Origin of the sequence: Nonomuraea sp. NPDC050783 (genome assembly GCF_040802095.1) — a bacterium.
In the GTDB taxonomy this organism is placed as follows: Bacteria; Actinomycetota; Actinomycetes; order Streptosporangiales; family Streptosporangiaceae; genus Nonomuraea.
The window spans coordinates 280379-297331 of record NZ_JBFAHK010000012.1 but is presented as its reverse complement, the minus strand read 5'-3'; the positions used below and the strand labels follow the sequence as shown (position 1 = coordinate 297331).

Annotated in this window: 23 protein-coding genes; 8 read left to right on the top strand and 15 right to left on the bottom strand. The window is 72.9% G+C overall.

The window, feature by feature from the left end:
• Positions 1–210: 210 nt before the first annotated feature.
• From AB0H75_RS30150 to AB0H75_RS30140, 3 genes are all read right to left on the bottom strand, one after another.
• On the bottom strand, positions 211–1218 hold the full coding sequence (locus AB0H75_RS30150) for an aldo/keto reductase (RefSeq protein WP_367801999.1): 1008 nt from the start codon (positions 1216–1218) through the stop codon (positions 211–213).
• 98 nt (positions 1219–1316) lie between these two features.
• Positions 1317–1895, bottom strand: a complete 579-nt coding sequence (locus AB0H75_RS30145; RefSeq protein WP_367801997.1) for a YceI family protein — start codon at positions 1893–1895, stop codon at positions 1317–1319.
• Between the two features lie 7 nt (positions 1896–1902).
• A complete protein-coding gene (locus tag AB0H75_RS30140; RefSeq protein ID WP_367801995.1) occupies positions 1903–2355 on the bottom strand; it encodes a nuclear transport factor 2 family protein in 453 nt (150 codons plus the stop codon).
• Positions 2356–2464: 109 nt separating this feature from the next.
• Here AB0H75_RS30140 and AB0H75_RS30135 point away from each other — a divergent pair, with 109 nt between their 5' ends.
• Positions 2465–3364 carry a LysR family transcriptional regulator gene (locus tag AB0H75_RS30135; protein WP_367801993.1) on the top strand — a complete coding sequence of 300 codons (900 nt, stop codon included), beginning with the start codon at positions 2465–2467 and terminating at the stop codon, positions 3362–3364.
• On the opposite strand, the gene AB0H75_RS30130 is transcribed toward AB0H75_RS30135, so the two are convergent.
• From AB0H75_RS30130 to AB0H75_RS30120, 3 genes are all read right to left on the bottom strand, one after another.
• Complete coding sequence (locus AB0H75_RS30130) at positions 3365–4663, bottom strand: aspartyl protease family protein (RefSeq protein WP_367801991.1); 1299 nt, start codon at positions 4661–4663, stop codon at positions 3365–3367.
• 144 nt (positions 4664–4807) lie between these two features.
• Positions 4808–5281: a hypothetical protein gene (locus tag AB0H75_RS30125; RefSeq protein WP_367801989.1), complete on the bottom strand. Its 474-nt coding sequence runs from the start codon at positions 5279–5281 to the stop codon at positions 4808–4810.
• 100 nt (positions 5282–5381) lie between these two features.
• Complete coding sequence (locus AB0H75_RS30120) at positions 5382–5978, bottom strand: TetR/AcrR family transcriptional regulator (protein WP_367801987.1); 597 nt, start codon at positions 5976–5978, stop codon at positions 5382–5384.
• Positions 5979–6144: 166 nt separating this feature from the next.
• Between AB0H75_RS30120 and AB0H75_RS30115 the strand changes: the two genes are divergently transcribed.
• Complete coding sequence (locus tag AB0H75_RS30115) at positions 6145–7092, top strand: alpha/beta hydrolase family protein (protein WP_367801985.1); 948 nt, start codon at positions 6145–6147, stop codon at positions 7090–7092.
• A 90-nt stretch (positions 7093–7182) separates the two neighbouring features.
• On the opposite strand, the gene AB0H75_RS30110 is transcribed toward AB0H75_RS30115, so the two are convergent.
• From AB0H75_RS30110 to AB0H75_RS30100, 3 genes are read right to left on the bottom strand one after another with little or no spacing between them, the layout of a single operon-like run.
• Positions 7183–7701, bottom strand: a complete 519-nt coding sequence (locus AB0H75_RS30110; RefSeq protein ID WP_367801983.1) for an SRPBCC domain-containing protein — start codon at positions 7699–7701, stop codon at positions 7183–7185.
• Positions 7698–8000: an ArsR/SmtB family transcription factor gene (locus AB0H75_RS30105; RefSeq protein ID WP_367801981.1), complete on the bottom strand. Its 303-nt coding sequence runs from the start codon at positions 7998–8000 to the stop codon at positions 7698–7700. The genes AB0H75_RS30110 and AB0H75_RS30105 overlap by 4 nt, the downstream gene beginning before the upstream one ends.
• Positions 8001–8048: 48 nt before the next feature.
• A complete protein-coding gene (locus AB0H75_RS30100) occupies positions 8049–8561 on the bottom strand; it encodes an SRPBCC domain-containing protein (RefSeq protein WP_367801979.1) in 513 nt (170 codons plus the stop codon).
• Between the two features lie 388 nt (positions 8562–8949).
• Between AB0H75_RS30100 and AB0H75_RS30095 the strand changes: the two genes are divergently transcribed.
• The 4 genes from AB0H75_RS30095 (at position 8950) to AB0H75_RS30080 (ending at position 11424) form a co-directional block, all read left to right on the top strand.
• Complete coding sequence (locus tag AB0H75_RS30095) at positions 8950–9858, top strand: helix-turn-helix domain-containing protein (protein WP_367801977.1); 909 nt, start codon at positions 8950–8952, stop codon at positions 9856–9858.
• Positions 9859–9944: 86 nt separating this feature from the next.
• Positions 9945–10697, top strand: coding sequence for an SDR family oxidoreductase (locus AB0H75_RS30090; RefSeq protein ID WP_367801974.1), 753 nt, complete (start codon positions 9945–9947; stop codon positions 10695–10697).
• A 36-nt stretch (positions 10698–10733) separates the two neighbouring features.
• A complete protein-coding gene (locus AB0H75_RS30085) occupies positions 10734–10871 on the top strand; it encodes a hypothetical protein (RefSeq protein ID WP_367801972.1) in 138 nt (45 codons plus the stop codon).
• A gap of 55 nt (positions 10872–10926) precedes the next feature.
• Positions 10927–11424, top strand: coding sequence for a hypothetical protein (locus AB0H75_RS30080; protein ID WP_367801970.1), 498 nt, complete (start codon positions 10927–10929; stop codon positions 11422–11424).
• A 64-nt stretch (positions 11425–11488) separates the two neighbouring features.
• On the opposite strand, the gene AB0H75_RS30075 is transcribed toward AB0H75_RS30080, so the two are convergent.
• Positions 11489–12538, bottom strand: coding sequence for an aldo/keto reductase (locus tag AB0H75_RS30075; protein ID WP_367801968.1), 1050 nt, complete (start codon positions 12536–12538; stop codon positions 11489–11491).
• A 49-nt stretch (positions 12539–12587) separates the two neighbouring features.
• Here AB0H75_RS30075 and AB0H75_RS30070 point away from each other — a divergent pair, with 49 nt between their 5' ends.
• Positions 12588–12983 carry a MerR family transcriptional regulator gene (locus tag AB0H75_RS30070; protein WP_367801966.1) on the top strand — a complete coding sequence of 132 codons (396 nt, stop codon included), beginning with the start codon at positions 12588–12590 and terminating at the stop codon, positions 12981–12983.
• Positions 12984–12995: 12 nt separating this feature from the next.
• Here the strand turns inward: AB0H75_RS30070 and AB0H75_RS30065 are convergent, their stop codons facing one another.
• From AB0H75_RS30065 to AB0H75_RS30050, 4 genes are read right to left on the bottom strand one after another with little or no spacing between them, the layout of a single operon-like run.
• Positions 12996–13322: a DUF1048 domain-containing protein gene (locus tag AB0H75_RS30065; RefSeq protein WP_367801964.1), complete on the bottom strand. Its 327-nt coding sequence runs from the start codon at positions 13320–13322 to the stop codon at positions 12996–12998.
• Position 13323: 1 nt separating this feature from the next.
• Entirely contained in the window at positions 13324–13680 is a 357-nt protein-coding gene (locus tag AB0H75_RS30060; RefSeq protein WP_367801962.1) for a DUF1048 domain-containing protein, read from the bottom strand.
• A complete protein-coding gene (locus AB0H75_RS30055) occupies positions 13677–14003 on the bottom strand; it encodes a PadR family transcriptional regulator (protein WP_367801960.1) in 327 nt (108 codons plus the stop codon). Before AB0H75_RS30055 ends, AB0H75_RS30060 begins: the two co-directional genes overlap by 4 nt.
• Before the next feature lie 58 nt (positions 14004–14061).
• A complete protein-coding gene (locus AB0H75_RS30050; protein ID WP_367801959.1) occupies positions 14062–14868 on the bottom strand; it encodes a helix-turn-helix domain-containing protein in 807 nt (268 codons plus the stop codon).
• A gap of 87 nt (positions 14869–14955) precedes the next feature.
• Between AB0H75_RS30050 and AB0H75_RS30045 the strand changes: the two genes are divergently transcribed.
• Positions 14956–15336: a nuclear transport factor 2 family protein gene (locus AB0H75_RS30045; protein ID WP_367801957.1), complete on the top strand. Its 381-nt coding sequence runs from the start codon at positions 14956–14958 to the stop codon at positions 15334–15336.
• An 81-nt stretch (positions 15337–15417) separates the two neighbouring features.
• Here the strand turns inward: AB0H75_RS30045 and AB0H75_RS30040 are convergent, their stop codons facing one another.
• Entirely contained in the window at positions 15418–16548 is a 1131-nt protein-coding gene (locus AB0H75_RS30040; protein WP_367801955.1) for a methyltransferase, read from the bottom strand.
• Positions 16549–16953 lie beyond the last annotated feature (405 nt).

Below are 16953 nucleotides of genomic sequence, written 5' to 3'. Positions count from 1 at the left end.
GATCACACTTCGACCGCGGTCAGCGCGGTGATGGCCGGCGGCTTCGTGGCAGGGCCCCTCCTGGACGGGCGGACGTGCGGACGGCCGCGGCGCCGGACGCGAGGGCCGTGCTCGCCGCGACGGCCGACCGGCTGGCCGCCCGCCCGGAAGCAGATCATCATCGACCTGTGACGCGGGCGGGCCCCTGAGCCGGGGCCCCGCCCGCGCGGGTCAGGCGCCGGCGCTGTCGAGGCGGCCGAGCTGCTGATCGGTGAGCTTGACGTCGAGGGCCGGCAGCGCCGCCTCGTACTGCTGGAGGGTGCGCGGCCCGATCAGCGGCACGATCGTCGGCGAGGTCTGGTGCATCAGCCAGGCGAGGACCAGCGCGTTCGGGGTCACGCCGACCTCGGCGGCCACCTCGGCGACCGCGGCCAGCCGGGCCTCGGCATCCGGCCCCTGGTACGGGTTCATCGCCGCGTGGCCCTGCCGCTTGGCCGGATCGTCGTAGATGCCCTTGAGGATCGGGGAGTACGCCACGAGGGTCAGGTCGTCGTGCGTCTCCAGGTAGTCGAGCTGCTCGTCGTCCACGATGGAGAGGTGCCGGAGCCCGGCGCGGCGCCGCAGGTAGGAGTGCTGCTGCTGGAGCGCGACCGGCGCCGGCCAGCCGTGCTCGGCGCACAGCCGCCGGATCCGCTCCAGCCGCCAGGTACGCACGTTGGACCAGCCGATGTAGCGGACCTTGCCCGCCTGGACGATGCCGGCCAGCGCCTCCAGCGTCTCCTCCAGCGGCGTGGCCCGGTCGTCCACGTGCACGTAGTACAGGTCGACGTGGTCGGTGCCGAGCCGGCGCAGGCTGCCGTCGATCGCGTCCCGCAGCGTCTTCGCCCCGGCCCCGACGAAGTTCCGGTACGCGGCGTCCCAGTCGGGCCGGCCGTCGGCCCAGACCGCGTCCAGGTCGCGGACGACGGCGCTGCCCTTGGTGGCCAGGAACACCTGGTCCCGGCGCCCGGTCCTGGCCAGCCAGCGGCCGATCAGTTCCTCGCTCTCCCCGCCGTGGCTGCCCTGGTTCTCCCACCAGCAGTAGCAGTCGGCGGTGTCCAGGAAGGTGCCGCCGGCCTCCGCGTACCGGTCCAGAATCGTGACGGCCTCGTCCTCCGGCGTGACGGTGCCCATGATCATGCAACCCAGGGCGAGCTGGCTGACCTGCTCGCCGGTGCGGCCAAGCTGCACGGTCCTCACGTGTCTTCTCCTGTCGTCGGTGGTGTTCAGCCCACGCCGCCGACGCTAGGAGGTGGAGCGCGCTCCAGGTCAAGGCGGCCCGCCCGAACGTCCGGACGTCACCGGCCCGGGGGCGGAGGCCGCCGGATCGCGGCGACGTCGAGCTCCAGCGTCACCGTCCTGCTGACCAGGCCGGCGGCGGCGGACCAGTTCACGCCCCAGTCCTTGCGGTCGATCGTGGCGCGGCCCGTGAAGAGGACCCGCGGGCCGCTCGCCGGGCCGGGCTCGACGCCGGCCAGTTCGAGGTCCACGGTGACCGGGCGGGTCACGCCGCGCATGGTCAGGTCGCCGGTGAGCGCGAAGGCGGTCCCGCCGGTCCGCCGCACCTGGCCGGAGGTGAAGGTGATGACGGGGTGGCTGCCCAGGGCGAGGTACTTGCCGCGCAGGTGCGCGTCGCGCCTGGGGTTGCCGGTCCGGATGCTGCCGGCCTGGATGGTGAGCTCGACGCGCGACCTGGACGGGTCGGCGCCGTCGAGGTGCGCGCCTCCCTCGAACGCGTCGAACCGGCCGCGTACCTCGGGGCCGATGGTGTGCCGGGCGACGAAGCCGATCCGGCTGCGGGCCGGGTCGAGGACGTAGTCGCCGGTCAGGTCGCCGGGCAGGTCGCCGGGCATGGTCGAATCGTCGGACACGGTCATGTCCCGATCAGAGCTCCGGACCGGCGGCCGACGGCGAGCCCGCGAGCGGAGTGGTGTCGAGGTACCGGATCTCGTAGACGCGCTCGGCGAACCTCCAGCCCTCGGGGGTACGCCGGTAGCGGTCGTGGTAGAGGGCGTGGTTGAGGTACGAGCCGCCGTCACGCAACCGGCCGAACTCCTGGACGTAGGACCGGCCGCTCGCGGTGTCGCCGTCGAGCTGGACGGTGCCGGGATGGACGTTCTGCACGAAGAACTCCCAGAGCCCCTGCCCCCACTCGACCCCGGCGCGGATCGCGCCGCGCCCGACGAACTCCCTGTCGATGTGCGGCCAGCGCATGACGCCGTCCGGGGTGAACAACGATTCGACGCGATCGAAGTCGCGCATCATCACCGCGTCGGTGAGTTCGCCGCGCAACGCCTCGATCTCGACACGATCGGCGATCACCTGCATGTCACTCATCGGTCTTTCCCGCCTTGTCGATGGATGTCCTGGCCGGTCCAGCTTCCAGGCGGCTCAGCGGTGGAACAATGGAGGATTCACCGGGCCATCCATAACATGGGGGTTATCAGTGGAGCTGAGGGACATCGAGATCTTCCTGACGCTCGCCGAGGAGCTGCACTTCGGCCGCACCGCCGAACGGCTCCACGTGTCCCAGGCCCGCGTCAGCCAGGCGATCAGCAAGCAGGAGCGCCGCCTCGGCGTGGCGCTGTTCGACCGCACCAGCCGGCAGGTGGCCCTGACCCCGATCGGCCGGCGCCTCCGCGAGGACCTGCGACAGGCCTACGACCTGCTCCAGGAGGGCCTCGCCCGCGCGGAGGCGGCCGGCCTGGCCGCCGCCCGGACCGTGCGGCTGGGCGTCTTCGGCCACGCCGGACACGTGCTCCGCCCCCTCGTCGAGGCGTTCCGCGCCCGGCACGGCGGCGAGATCCAGTTCAGCGAGGTCACCGGCGGCAATCCGTTCGCCGCGCTGCGTGCCGGGGAGGCCGACGCGCACGCGCTGTGGCTGCCGGTGGCCGAGCCCGACCTCACGGTCGGTCCCACCGTGCTCGTCAGCGGGCGGGTGCTGGCGGTGGCCGCCGGCCATCCGCTGGCCGGCCGCGGCAGCGCGTCCCTGGAGGACCTGGCCGACAACCACGTGGTCGATCTCGGCCCCGGTGCGCCCGAGTACTGGGTGGCGTCCATGGCCCCCACCCGCACGCCGCTCGGCCGCCGCGTCCCGCGCGGGCCCGCCGCGCGCACGTTCCACGAGATCATGGCCCTGGTCGCGGCGGGGCAGTGCGTCCACCCGCTGGGCGAGATCGCGGCCCGCTACAACAGCCCGCCCGGCATCGTCTTCCTGCCGCTCCGCGACGCCCCGGCGCTGCACTTCGCCCTGGTGTGGCGGTCGAATACCGACAATCCCGCCCTGCGCGCCCTGGTCAGGACCGCCGCCGCCCTCGGCCCGGTCACCCTGGACCGGGCTTCGTGATCATGCGGCCTCGCCGCGGGCGATGAAGAGGCTCATGCCGGTGAAGTCGAGGGTGACGTTGTAGGGCTTGTAGAAGCAGTGGAAGAAGGCGGCCGGCACGTCGAACCCCAAGGCGGCGAGCTCGGCCTGCGGGTGGTTCTCGCAGTAGATCCCCCTGGCGACGGCGTCACCGAGCCGGAGCTCCTTCGGGTAGCAGGGATAGGTGACGGCCGGATGGCTGTGGGCGAACGTGCCGATCGGGCGGTCGTAGTCGGTACGGATCCCCAGCCGCTCGGCCGTGTCCCCGAACACGACCGCGGCCGACTCGCCCCTGCCGCCCAGGTTCACGCCCACCACGCGCGAGCCGGAGCCGGCGACGCTGCCCCTGCTGTGAAGGTACTGCTCGCGGGCCAGCCACAGCGGCAGGGGCTCGGCGCCCGCCCGCGCGGCGGCGGCGCGCGCCTCGCCGGCCGCCTCGGGGGTGCGGCGGCGCAGGATCAGCGAGCGGCCCGCGTAGTCGAAGGTGGTCAGCAGGTGGTAGAAGACCCACGTGCCGATCATGCCGTCGCTGTCGGTGTCGACGTCCCCGCCCGCCTCCGTCGCCGACCAGCCCACGGGGACGTTGCGCAGCTCGATGCCGCCCAGCCTGAAGGACTCCAGGATCCCGTAGTGCGCCCAGATCGTCCCGCCCTCGAAGTCGATCTTCTGGCTGGCGACCGGGCTCAGGCCCGCCTCCCTGGCCACCGTGGAGGTCAGGCCCAGGTTCGGGGCGCCGGTGTAGAAGGTGAAGCGCTTCGGCGGCCCGCCGTTGACCGACACCTCCACCAGCGGCATCGGGTCCACCTGCAGCCAGGGCAGCCGCGCGGTGTCGCCGTGCACCTGGTACGCCTCGCCGCGGACCGCCGCGAACCACCTGGCGTAGGCGTCCTCGCCGGCCGCCCGCCAGTGCGGCACGGACCGGGCGAACTCGTCCTGCCGGATGTAGCAGTCGGCCAGGAGGTGGTGGGCGTCCTTGTCGCCGGGGGCCAGCTCGATGGCCTTTTTGAGGTACCTCTCCGCGTCGGGGAACCGGTTGGCCAGCAGCGCCACGTAGCCGCGCTGGCGCGCCGCGCGCGCGTTGGCGGGGTCCGTCCGCAGGATCTCCTCGTACGCGCGGCCGGCCTGCTCGAACCTCCCGGCCCTGAACAGCGCGTCCGCCTCACCGCCGCCGGACAGCGCCCTGGCCGCCCCGCCCAGCAGCGGCGCGGCCGCGGCCGCCCCGGCCAGCACCGCGGCGCCCCGCACCACCGAACGCCGGTCCCATTCCCCGTCGCGTGCCAATGCCTTCTCCTTCGCCTGGTCGCCCTCGCCGGCGGTCCGGCCGCCGACCCCCACCACTGTCGGGCAGCGGTGTCCCCGCACCGTCCGCGCCGCGTCATGGTCGTGTCACGGCCGGCGCGGGGGGCGTCCCGGCGCGAGGCGGCGTCAGATGTGGTCCTTGCTCGCGTTCCAGTTGCAGATGGGATAGCTGGAGCCGTGGACGGAGCTGAAGTTGGCGACGGACATCCACCCGTACGTGCGGGTGCCCTTGACCCGCCCGTACACCCACAGGTTGCCGTGGTTGTTCTTCCGCCAGCAGTTGAAGTAGAGCACCTGGCCCCTGTACATGCGCCTGACGTTGCAATCGTTGATCTTGGGCTTGTTCTTGAGGTTGAACGACCCCTTCATCACGCCGTAGCCGTCGTCCAGGTTCGGGCCCCGCTCCGGGATCGAGATGCACGGGTCGGCGGCCTGGACGGTCTGGGCGGCCTGGGCGGCAGGGGCGCTGGTCAGGGCCAGCCCTGCGACCGCGCCGACGGTGGCGAGCACCGCCGCGGCCCTGCTCGCCGGGCGCACCCGCGAGGGGGAGCCCACCTCGGAGGTGCCGGCAACGGTGGTCTTGGTCGGACGTACCCGCATGGCTGTCGCTTCCTTTCGCGAGATCGACGGGCACCGTGTCGCACGGTGCGCCGGTGACGCTAGGCCGCGCGGGTTGAGACCGTGTTGAGGATCTGTTGGGTCAGGCGGGCGGGGGTTGCCTGAGCCCCTGGAGCAGGAGGCCGATCAGCCGGCGGGGGTTGTAGCGCGGTTCGCTGTCGCCGCCGATGCACAGGTTGCCGATGCCGCGCATCAGCTCGTAGGGCTGGATGCCCGGCCTGATGTCGCCGGCCTCGGCCGCGGCGTCGAGCAGGCGCCCGCACACGGGCTCCAGGCGCTCCAGGAAGTAGGTGTGCAGGGCGGCGAAGCGGCTGCTGTCGGACTGCAGGGCGTCGGCGAGCCCGTGCTTGGTGACCAGGAAGTCCGCGAACAGGTCGACCCACTGGCGGAGCGCCTCGAACGGGGAGCCGGCACTGGCCAGCAGGTCGGGCCCGGCCTTCGCGCACGCCTCGATCTGGTGGCGGTAGACGGCGGTGATCAGGTCGGCCCGGGTCGGGAAGTGCCGGTAGATCGTCCCCATCCCGACGCCCGCCCTGGCCGCGATCTGGCGGATCGGCGCGTCGACGCCCGAGGTGACGAAGACCTCGGCGGCGGCGGCGAGCAGCGCCTGCTGGTTGCGCACCGCGTCGGCCCGCTTGGTGCGGGCCGGCGTCCTGCCTGGTGGGGTCTCGGCGGGCACAGGGGTCCTCTCGTCCGCGGTTGACAAAACGGAACAACGATCCGAATATAAGTGGAGCAACGTTCCGCTCAGATTAGCCGAGCCGGGACGCGCCCGCCAATCCGCCTGCCGCCACCCGGCCACCGCCGGCCCGCGGCACGGCCGCAGAAGGGAATCCCCTCACATCATGAGCGCCTCCACCGACACCGCCCCCGCGCCGGTCCTGTCGTACGCCCCCGTCGTCCTGCCCGTGCCCGGACGCCCCGTGGACCTCCAGGTCCGCGTCTCGGTGCCCGCGACCGGCACCGGCCTGCCCGTCGTCCTGCTCTCCCACGGGCACGGCGGCAGCAACAACCTCTCCTCGATGAACGGGTACGCTCCCATCGCCAACCTCTGGGCGGCGGCCGGGTTCGCCGTCCTCCAGCCCACCCACCTCAGCTCCCGCACCCTCGCCGGCCGCCTGGCCGGCGCGCCCGGAGCCCCCTTCTTCTGGCGCTCGCGCGCCGAGGACATGAGCCACCTCCTGGACCGGCTCGGCGAGATCGAGAAGGCTGTGCCGCGGCTCGCCGGGCGCCTCGACCACGGCAAGGTCGCGGTCGCCGGGCACTCGCTCGGCGGCCACACCGCCGCCCTGCTGCTCGGCGCCCGGATCACCGATCCCGACACCGGGCAGGAGGCGAGCCTCGTCGAGCCCCGGATCACGGCCGGCGTGCTGCTGGCCGCGCCGGGCAGGGGCGGCGACATCCTCAACGGGTGGATGGCCGAGCAGGTGCCGTTCTTCCACACCACCGACTTCTCCACGATGACCACGCCCGCGCTCGTGGTCGCCGGCGACCAGGACGACTCCCGGCACTTCACCGACGTCGGCCCCGGCTGGCACGCCGACCCCTACCACCTCGCCCCCGCCCCCAAGACCCTGCTCACGCTGTTCGGCGCCGACCACCTCCTCGGCGGCATCAGCGGCTACGACGCCAAGGAGGCCCCCGACGACGACCCGGCGATGGTCGCGGCCCTCGGCCGCCTCACCGCGGCCTACCTGCGCAGCCGGTTCGAGCCCGGCGACGGCTCCTGGCAGGCGGCCTGCCGGGAGCTGACGCAGGGGAACGACCCGGTGGGACGCGTCGAGTCCAAGTAACCCGCCGCGCGACGGGGCGGGGACACGGGGCGGGGGTACGCGGCACGCACGGCCGCACGCACGGCCGCACGCACGGCCGCACGCACGGCCTCAGGCGTCGCCGCCGGTGGCTTCCAGCATCTCCGCGAAGCGCCGGCCCGGCGCCGGGTCGATGCCGAAGCGCTCGGCGTAGCGTTCGTGGATCTCCCTCCACGGCTCGCTCGCGTCCCGTTCGGAGAGGTGCCGGCCGGCGAGGTGCTGCTCGAGCCGCGCGAGATAGGTGTGCCAGCCGGTCGCCACCTGCGCCGCGAGCGCGCGGTCGCCGAAGACGTGGGTGAAGACCAGCCGGCAGCCGCCCTCACGGGCCGAGAGCTCGAAGCTGTACTGCTCGCCGCCGAAGGTCCAGGCCAGCCGGTGGGGCGCGGCGACCTCCGTCACCTCGCCGGTCGCGCCGTAGGCGTCGAGGATCTCGCCCTCGGCCGGCGTCCACTCGACGGCCGCGGGAAACCAGCGCTCCAGTTCCGCCGGCGTGCTGATCGCCCGCCACACGCGTTCGACCGAATGGGAGAGCGTGCGCTCGAAGCGCAGTGCCGGGCGGCCGTCGATCGTCTCCAGGGTGCCCTCGGTCATGGGTTCTCGTCCAGGTGCCGTTCGAGGGTGTCGAGGGTCCGCGACCAGAGCACGCGGTAGGGCGCGAGCCACTGGTCGACGTCGGCGAGGGGGCCCGGGCGCAGCGCGTACAGGCGGCGCTTGCCGTCCGCGCGCACCGCGACGAGCCCGGCCTCGCGCAGCACCTTGAGGTGCTTGGACACCCCGGGCTGGCTGAGGTCGAGCCGCTCCACCAGGTCGCCGGCGGAGCGCTCGCCGTCACGCAGCAGGTCGAGAATCTGCCTGCGGTGCGGCTCGGCCAGAGCAGCGAAGGCACTCATGCCTTTACATTACCATGCGGCAATATGATCTGCGCCGGCCCCGGGCGATCATTCCTGGCCGGCGCTCAGGGCCTCCGCGAAGCGCCGGCCCGGTGCCGGATCGACGCCGAAACGCTCGGCGTAGCGTTCGTGCGTCTCCGCCCACCCCTGGTGCGCCTCCTCTTCGGACAGGTGCCCGCCGGCGAGGTGGCGGTCGAGCCGCGAGAGGTAGGTGTGCCATCCGGTGGCCGTCTGCGCCGCGAGCGCGCGGTCGTCGATGACGTGGGTGAAGACCAACCGGCAACCGCCTTCCTGGGCGGCCAGGTCGAAGCTGTGCGGCTGGCCGGCGTAGGTCCACGCGAGGCGGTGGGGCGCGTCGGCCTCCGTCACCTCCAGGGTCTCGCCGTAGGACTCGAAGGTCTCGCCCGCCGCCGGCGTCCAGTCGACGGCCGCGGGCATCCAGCGCTCCAGCTCCGCCGGCACGCTGACCGCCCGCCACACGCGCTCGACCGGGTAGGCGAGCACGCGCTCGAAGCGCAGCGCCGGGCGGCCGTCGATCGTCTCCAGCGTTCCATAGGTCATGGGTTCTCCTTCAGGCGTCGTTCGAGGGCGTCGAGGGCCCCGGCCGGAACGGAGTTCATATTGCCATATGGAAATATGACCTGTAAACCGGGCCGATCTCCAGCACGGTCCCCCGGCGTCCGCGCGAGTCGCCGGGCGCCGGACGGCGCCCCCGCCGTGGACGCCGTTACCGTCGTCCGGCGGGCGTTCGCCGTTCTTTGATTCCACCGCCCCCTTTCGGGAGAAGAGGGCGGTGGAATCACAGGGAAGGCGCGGGTCGGCCCCACAGCCCCCTCCAGAATCCGCCGGGCCACCTGCGCTTCCCGCCTCTACCGTCTCCGACGGCCAGGCGGGGGCGGAAGGCTCAATTGTTCCTGGGAACGGTTTTCCCGGAATCATCGCCGCCCTGATGCCATCATTCGACGACATGGACGAGCACAGCCCGCACCTCGCCTCCCCGAAAGGATTGCTGGCCGACTTTCTCGCAGCCCGGCGCGCCGCGGTCACCGCCGCCGAGCACGGCCTGCCCGAGCCGGTCCACCCCCGGCGGGTCCCCGGGCTGCGCCGGGAGGAGGTCGCCCAGCTCGCCGGCATCAGCACCGACTACTACAGCCGGCTGGAGCAGGGCCGCGTCCGCACCGCCTCCCGCTCCGTCCTGGCCGCCATCGGCCGCGCCCTGCTGCTGAACGACGACCAGCAACGGCACCTGTTCCACCTCGCCGACCCCGCCACGTCGGGGCGGCCGGACGCGGCCGTCCAGCGGGTGTCCCCGCAAACGCTGCGGCTGCTGGCCAACCTCGTCGACACCCCCGCCCTGGTGCTCGGCCGCTACCTGGACATCCTGGCCTGGAACCGGCTCGGCGCCGCCCTGCTCGGCGACCTGGCCGCCCTGCCGCCCGAGCACCGCAACTACGTCCGCATGATCTTCCTCGACCCGCACGTCCGGGCCATGCAGACCGACTGGCCCGCCCGCGCCCGCGAGGCCGTCTCCAGCCTGCGGATGGCCGCCGGCGCCTACCAGGACCAGTCCCGCCTGCAGGAGCTGGTCGGCGAGCTGTCCGTGCACGACCTCGACTTCCGCACCTGGTGGGGCCAGCACCTGGTCACGGTCCTCCCCTTCGGCCACAGCCAGGTCCACCACCCCGCCGCCGGAACGTTCAGCCTCGACTGGCAGGCGCTGGCCAGCGTCGACGACCAGGAGCAGATCATCGTGCTCGTCACCGCGCCGGCGGGCGGTCCTGACCACGCCGCCCTACGCCGGCTCGCCTCGTGGGCCGGCGAGCAGGACCTGCGGCCGAGCCATCCGGCCGGCGGCTGAGCAGTGGACCGGTCGCCGCCTGCGCGAGTGGCCCCCGCTTGACGGACAGGGGCACGATGGCGGGGAAGACCACGAAGGAGACGGGCATGGATCACGGCGAGAGCCACGCGGGCGTACTTTCCGGACGGGGCGCGGTGGTGACGGGCGGGTCCCGCGGGATCGGCAGGGCCGTCGTGGAGCGGCTGGCCGCCGACGGGGCCGAGGTGGTCTTCAGCTATCGCCGCGAGGCCGAGGCCGCGACGCGGGTGGCCAAGGAGACCGGGGCGCACGCCGTCCAGGCCGACGTGGGCAGCAGGGAGGATCTCCAGCGGTTGTTCGCCGAGGCCGAGGCGCGGCTGCCCGGGCTGGACATCCTGGTCAGCAACGCCGTGCAGGACCTCGGCCGGAAACCCATGACCGAGATCAGCGACGACGAGTACGAGCGGGTGTTCGCCGTCAACGCCCGCTCGGTCTTCCTGGCCCTGCAGTGGGCGGGCCGGGTGATGCGCGACAACGGCCGGATCATCACCATCTCCACCCTCAACACCGCGCTCCCGGTGGCGACGCTCGCCCTCTACCAGGGCAGCAAGGCGGCGGCCGAGCAGTTCACCAAGGTGGCGGCCAGAGAGCTGGGCGGGCGGGGCATCACCGCCAACACCGTCTCCCCCGGCACCACCGACACGGACCTGCTGCACGCGACCAATTCCCCCGAAGCGCTGCAGCGGGTCATCCCGTTCACGGCGCTCGGAAGGCTGGGCCGTCCCGACGACATCGCCGCCGTGGTGGCCTTCCTGGCGGGGCCGGACGGACGCTGGGTCACCGGCCAGAACCTCCTGGCCACCGGCGGAATGATCATTTAGCCGCGCCCGCCCGAGCCGGGGCTGAGCTTCCGCCACATGATCGAAGCCTCCCGGCGCAGTGTGTGCGTCGTGATCCACGGCCCTTCGGCGGCCGGCAAGTCCACGCTCGCGGTGTTCGCCACGGCGTGGAGCCGGCTCGTGGCACGGCACCCCGCACTCGCCGCCCGCCTCTGAGAGACGTCGGCACGAGAGCGGACAACTTTCACCGGTGTGCCACAGTCAAACAAACGTGACGAAGACGATGATCGGCTCCACCCTCCTCGCCGGCATGCTGCTGGCCTCCGGTGCCACCGCCGCGTCGGCGCAGGCCGCCGCCGCCCCGACGCTCGGCCCCTACGGGTACGGCTCCGTGAAGCTCGGCATGACCGCCAAGCAGGCCGCGGCGACGGGGAAGGTGGTGAAGAAGCTGTCGGGCGGCGAAGGCTGCTCCGGCTGGGACCTGAAGAAGTTCGCGACCCCCAAGGACGCGGTCGGCATCTACATCTCGCCGCGTGTCGGGCTGGCCGCCATCTTCGCCGCGAAGGGGATGAGGACGCCGGAGGGCATCCGGATCGGCTCCACCGCCAAGCAGGTGAAGGCCGCCTATCCCAAGATCAAGAAGGACTTCCACGGCTACTACGTGATCACGGTCCCCGGCAACAAGAAGGCGTACTACAGCTTCGGCGTCACGCGTGGCAAGGTCACCGAGTACGGCATCGCCCTCAAGAAGCAGGACTGCTTCAACTAGACCGCGTCCTGCCCGGCGTGGCCGGCGCCCGGGCCCCGCGCGGGGCCCGGCGCCTCTTCCTGGGTCAGCTCGCGGCGCGGTCGCCGAGCGGGCGGCGGCGCAGGGCGGGGTCGGCCAGCGGGGCGGGGCTCCAGAGGCCGACGGGTTGGTAGACGTTGGTGCCCGGCGGCACCAGCTCGTCGATCCGGTCGAGCACGGCGTCGTCGAGCACCAGCGAGGCGCCCTTCAGCAGGCCCTCCAGCTGCTCCATCGTGCGCGGCCCGAGGATGACCGAGGTGACCGCCGGGTGGGCGGCGGCGAAGGCCACGGCCAGCTCCGGCAGCGTGCGGCCGAGCTCGTCGGCGAGCTTCACCAGCTCCTCGACGACCTCCAGCTTGGCCGCGTTGACCGGGACGGACGGGTCGAACCGGTCGGGCGCCAGCGCGGGGCGGCCCCGCGACAGGTCGATCTCCTGCCCCTTGCGGTAACGGCCGGTCAGGAAGCCCCAGCCCAGCGGGCTGTAGGTGAGCACGCCCATGCCGAGCCGCTGCGCCGTGGGCAGGACGTCGCCCTCGATGCCGCGGGCCAGGATGTTGTACGGCGGCTGCTCGGTGCGGAAGCGGTACAGGCCGCGCTGCCGGGCCACGTGGTAGGCCTCGACCGTCTCGTGCGCCGGGAAGGCCGAGCTGCCGAACGCCCGGATCTTGCCCTGCCGCACCAGGTCGGTCAGCGCGGAGAGGGTCTCCTCGATGTCGGTGCGGTGGTCGGGGCGGTGGATCTGGTAGAGGTCGATCCAGTCGGTACGCAGCCGCCTGAGGCTCTCCTCGACCTCGCGCACGATCCAGCGCCGCGAGTTGCCGCCCCGGTTGGGCCCCTCCCCCATCGGGAAGTGCACCTTGGTCGCCAGCACCACCTCGTCCCGCCGGCCCCGCAGCGCCTTGCCCACGATCTCCTCGGTCTCGCCCGCCGAGTACATGTCGGCGGTGTCGACGAAGTTGATCCCCCGGTCGAGGGCGGTGTGGATGATGCGGATGCTGTCGTCGTGGTCGGGGTTGCCTGCCGCGCCGAACATCATGGTGCCGAGGCAGTAGGCGCTGACCTCGATGCCGGTGCCGCCGAGGATGCGATATCTCATAGGTCGGAACCGTAGAACCTAGAGCCGACTCTAAGGCAAACTGAGCCGCATGTCGGGTCTGAGCATCGGCCAGGTCGCCGAGCGCACCGGGCTCAGCGTCCACACGCTCCGGTTCTACGAGCGGGAGGGGCTGCTGGCCCAGCCGGTACGCCGGGGAGCCGCGGGGCACCGGGTCTACGAGGAGGACGACGTCGACTGGCTGGGCGTGTGCGTGCGGCTGCGGGCCTCCGGCATGCCCCTGCCCGACATCCGGCGCTACACCGAGCTGGTCAGGGCGGGCCAGGGCAACGAGGCGGAGCGGCTGGAGGTGCTGCGTGAGCACCGGGAGCGGGTGCTCGCCCGGATGCGGGAGCTCGACGAGTCCCTCAAGCTGATCACCCACAAGGTGGCCGTCTACGAGGGCCGCCTGGGCCTGCGGGACGAGGTCCCCGACTGCGCGCCTTGACCGGCCCGGGTGTCACTTCCCCGCCGTGCCGGGACTCCCCTTGGCGGACTCCTGGTAGAGGTCGGCGTAGGTGCGGGAGTCCCTGATCAGGCCGTCGGCGAAGGCGGCGACGTCGTCGCCGATCAGCTCCAGGACCCCCTTGCCGGCCGCGACGCCCTCCTCGAAGAAGTCGACGATCCCCGACAGCAGGGTCCCGTCGGCCAGCCCGACCGGCCCGACCTTGAAGTAGTACCTCTGGATCTCCTTGTAGACGATCTGGTAGTCGGGCGGGAGCGTCCTGACCCGCGCCACGTGCGCCCGCCACTGCCTCTTGCCCTCGATCATGTCGTGGATGCCCACCTCAGCCTCCCAGCCGGCTCAGTTTCCTCGCGACGTTCCTGTTCAGCTGCTCGCGCCACCGGTCGCGGTAGTTCCGCGCCCCCACCTCGCCGGCCAGCGCCGCGCAGAAGCCCGCGATGTCGTCACCCAGCACCTCGCGTACGTCCTGCCCGTCGGACGCCGTCTCCTCGAGCAGCCCCAGGGCGCCGTCGAGGATCGGCATCAGGTTGCGGCCGGTGAAGTCCCCGTAGAGGGAGAGGTGGCCCTTGATCTGCTCCCACGCCTCCCGGTAGCCGGGCGGCAGCGCCGCGGCGCGGGCCTCGAACGCCTTCCACTCCCTGGTGAGGTCGCTGCCGGTGATGGTCTCCCAGAAGCTCATCTCCCGCCCTCCTTGAGCTTGTCGATCCGTGATGAGACGTACTCCCATTTGGCCCAGAACGTCGCGAGCTCCGCGCGTCCCGCGTCGTTGAGCGTGTAGAACTTGCGCGGCGGGCCCATCCCGGACGGCCGTTTCGTCACCTCGACGAGCCCGTTCTTCTCCAGCCGCAGCAGGATGGTGTACACCGTGCCTTCGACGACGTCGGCGAAGCCGAGGTCGTTCAGCCGGCGCGTGATGGCGTACCCGTAGGTCTCCTCGCTGCCGATGATCTGGAGCACGCAGCCTTCCAGCGTGCCCTTCAGCATCTCCGTCAGGTTGTCCATCGTGGGTCCTCTTCCACCCTCCCCAGTACTTCGTAGCACCGAGTACTGCTACACAGTATCACAGAGTAGCGGCGCGGGGAACCGGGCGGAAGTGCCGGGCCGTCGCCTCGTCGGCCGGGTAGTACAGCTCCACGGCGATCTCGTCGAGCGTGAGGTCGAAGGCCGCGCCGAACGTGGTGACCGTGGTGATGAGGGACAGCTCGGCCCCGCGGTGGCGGATCCGGATCGGCAGGGCGACGTCGGCGGGATCGGGCACGGGCATCTCCCGCTCCCCCTCGCGCCCCGCGCCGCCGTACGCCTGGAGCTCCTCGTGGAGGGCGTGCAGCTCGGGATCGCCCGCCCGCGCCGCCTGGCGGGCCAGCCGGGGCAGCAGGAAGGCGCGGACCTGCGCGAGGTTGAGCAGCCTGGGGGCCAGCCCGCCCGGATGCAGGCCCAGCCGCATCATGTTGAGGGGCGGCCCCAGCAGCGCGGCGTCCACGCCCTCCAGGAACACCTCCAGGCCCGCGTTGGCGAGCACCACGTTCCACCGGCGGTCCACCACCAGCGCCGGGTACGGCTCGTGCGCGCGCAGGACCTGGCCCAGCACCGCCCGGGCGCCGGCCAGGTCCGGGTCCTGCAGCGGGCGTTCCCGGAAGACGGGGGCGTGCCCGGCGGCGGTCAGCAGCCGGTTGCGCTCGCGCAGCGGCACGCCGAGGTGCTCGGCCAGGTGCAGCACCATGGCGCTGCTCGGGATCGTCCGCCCGGTCTCCACGAAGCTGACGTGCCGGGCCGACACCCCCGCCTGGAGGGCCAGGTCGAGCTGGCTGAGCCCGCGCGCGTGCCGCCACGCGCGCAGCAGCTCGCCCACCGGTCGATCATGACGCATGCCCGAGTATCGCCCGCGCCCGGCGCCCGCCGCCATTACATGCCATGTAATCGACAGCGCGCCCGCCGCGGGGCGAGGCTGCCGTGCATGAACGACAACGGCATCGCCGCACGCAACAGGCAGCTCGTCGAGAGCCACTTCCCCGCCTTCGCGGCCGGGGACATCGAGGCGCTGCGCGACCTGTTCCACGAGGACTTCGTCGAGCACAGCCCCGGCAACCCGTCGGGACGGGACGCCTTCCTCGCCTTCATGGCGGCCTCCCCCGTCACGAAGGCGAAGATGGACCTGAAAAGGGTCATCGCGGACGACGAGTACGTCGTGCTGCACTACCACCTGCTCCCGCCCGGGGACGAGCGCGGCGTCGCGATCGTCGACATCCTGCGCCTGGCCGACGGGAAGATCGTCGAGCACTGGGACGTGAAGCAACCGGTGCCCGGCCCCGAGGAGGTCCCGCACGGCATGTTCTGACGCGCCGTCCCCCGGCCGGCCCGGCCGGCGCTCGTCGCCCCGCGACGAGAACGGCGAGAACGCGGCGGCCCCTGGCGGACGTCATCGTCCGGCGAGCCGCCAGAGCGACGTCACCTCCGCGGAGCGGGCGGCGTGGAGGGGATCGGCGGTGTCCCCGGCGCGCGGATGCCGCGGCCTGGTGTCGATCCTGCCCGCCACGCGCAGGCCCGCCGCCTCGATGCCGGACAGCAGCTCGCCGCGCGTCCTGAGCCCGAGGCGCTCGGCCAGGTCCGACAGGACGAGCCACCCCTCGCCCCCCGGCCGCAGGTGCGCGGCGAGCCCGGCCAGGAAGTCGCGGAGCATGGCGCCGCCCGGGTCGTAGACGCCCAGCTCCAGGGCGGAGGTGGGCCTGGCCGGGAGCCAGGGCGGGTTGCAGACGACGAGGTCCGCGCGCCCTCCGGGGAACAGGCCGGGGCCCTCGACGTCGATGCGCCCGGCCAGGCCCAGCCGGCGGACGTTCTCACGCGCGCAGGCCAGGGCACGCGGGCTGATGTCGGTGGCCACGACGCGGCCGACGCCCCGGCGGGCCAGGACGGCGGCGAGCACCCCCGTCCCCGTGCCGAGGTCGAACGCGGTGCCCCCGCGCCGCGCCCCCGGGGGAAGCGGCGCGTGCGCGACGAGATCGACGTACTCGCCCCTGACCGGGGAGAACACGCCGTAGTGCGGGTGGACGCGCGCGCCCAGGGCCGGCACCTCCACGCCCTTGACCCGCCACTGGTGCGCGCCGATCGCGCCCAGCAGCCCGGTGAGCGGGACGAGCGTCGGCCCGGACGGCGGGCCGTACGCCTCCACGCACGCCCGGCGCACGTCGGGGGCCCGGCGCAGGTCCAGGCGGTAACCGTCCTCCAGCAGGACGAGCAGCCTGCCCAGCACGCGGGCGCGGTGGCCGCGGGCGCGGCGGTACTGGTGGAAGGCGTCCGCCGGGCCGTCGCCCGGCCGGGGAGGCTTCCTGGCGACGCGGCGGTCCATCGCGCGCAGGAGGCGGCGCGCGCCGGGGAAGTCGCCCCGCCACAACAGGGCCGTGCCCTCGCAGGCCAGGCGGTAGGCGGTGTCGGCTCTCATACGGTCGTCGGCGGGGACGACCCGGCGGGGCGGCGGGGCCGCGCTCTCGGCAGGCCAGCGGGCGGAGCGGGGAACGCCGGCCTCGGTCCAGCGGATCGTGGTGGGCACCACGGACGTACTCCTCGTGATCGAACGTGCGGGGGCACGAAGAGCACTTCGACGAGGAGCGGGAAGAGAGCGCCCGTGCCGTGGCACGGGCGCCGGTCGGGGCAGGTGGGGCTACCGCTCCCGCGCCGAAGCGCGCGAGGGGACGTCGCCGAGAACCATGCCGAGCGTCACGACCAGCCCTTTCCGACAGGCCGGCCTTCCAGAAGGACCAGCCCTTTCCGACAGGCCGGCCTTCCAGAGGACCGGCCCTTTCCGACCGGCCGGCCTTCCAGAGGACCGGCCCTTTCCGACAGGTGACGCCAAGGCTCGCACGATCTCCGCCCGCGGGCAAACCGGCCCGGCTGGGCGCCGACGTGCGCGCCCGCGCGAACACCGCTAAAGTCGTGCGCTCGCCGATCTTCCGTGCCC

Coding starts and splice junctions, on each gene's coding strand:
- AB0H75_RS30100 (WP_367801979.1), bottom strand. CDS start 8,561: ATGACCTATGGAACGCTGGAGACGATCGACGGCCGCCCGGCGCTGCGC.
- AB0H75_RS30085 (WP_367801972.1), top strand. CDS start 10,734: ATGATCGAAGCCTCCCGGCGCAGTGTGTGCGTCGTGATCCACGGCCCT.
- AB0H75_RS30140 (WP_367801995.1), bottom strand. CDS start 2,355: ATGAGTGACATGCAGGTGATCGCCGATCGTGTCGAGATCGAGGCGTTG.
- AB0H75_RS30125 (WP_367801989.1), bottom strand. CDS start 5,281: ATGCGGGTACGTCCGACCAAGACCACCGTTGCCGGCACCTCCGAGGTG.
- AB0H75_RS30045 (WP_367801957.1), top strand. CDS start 14,956: ATGAACGACAACGGCATCGCCGCACGCAACAGGCAGCTCGTCGAGAGC.
- AB0H75_RS30090 (WP_367801974.1), top strand. CDS start 9,945: ATGGATCACGGCGAGAGCCACGCGGGCGTACTTTCCGGACGGGGCGCG.
- AB0H75_RS30105 (WP_367801981.1), bottom strand. CDS start 8,000: ATGAGTGCCTTCGCTGCTCTGGCCGAGCCGCACCGCAGGCAGATTCTC.
- AB0H75_RS30070 (WP_367801966.1), top strand. CDS start 12,588: ATGTCGGGTCTGAGCATCGGCCAGGTCGCCGAGCGCACCGGGCTCAGC.
- AB0H75_RS30145 (WP_367801997.1), bottom strand. CDS start 1,895: ATGACCGTGTCCGACGATTCGACCATGCCCGGCGACCTGCCCGGCGAC.
- AB0H75_RS30095 (WP_367801977.1), top strand. CDS start 8,950: ATGCCATCATTCGACGACATGGACGAGCACAGCCCGCACCTCGCCTCC.
- AB0H75_RS30110 (WP_367801983.1), bottom strand. CDS start 7,701: ATGACCGAGGGCACCCTGGAGACGATCGACGGCCGCCCGGCACTGCGC.
- AB0H75_RS30060 (WP_367801962.1), bottom strand. CDS start 13,680: ATGAGCTTCTGGGAGACCATCACCGGCAGCGACCTCACCAGGGAGTGG.
- AB0H75_RS30075 (WP_367801968.1), bottom strand. CDS start 12,538: ATGAGATATCGCATCCTCGGCGGCACCGGCATCGAGGTCAGCGCCTAC.
- AB0H75_RS30050 (WP_367801959.1), bottom strand. CDS start 14,868: ATGCGTCATGATCGACCGGTGGGCGAGCTGCTGCGCGCGTGGCGGCAC.
- AB0H75_RS30055 (WP_367801960.1), bottom strand. CDS start 14,003: ATGGACAACCTGACGGAGATGCTGAAGGGCACGCTGGAAGGCTGCGTG.
- AB0H75_RS30115 (WP_367801985.1), top strand. CDS start 6,145: ATGAGCGCCTCCACCGACACCGCCCCCGCGCCGGTCCTGTCGTACGCC.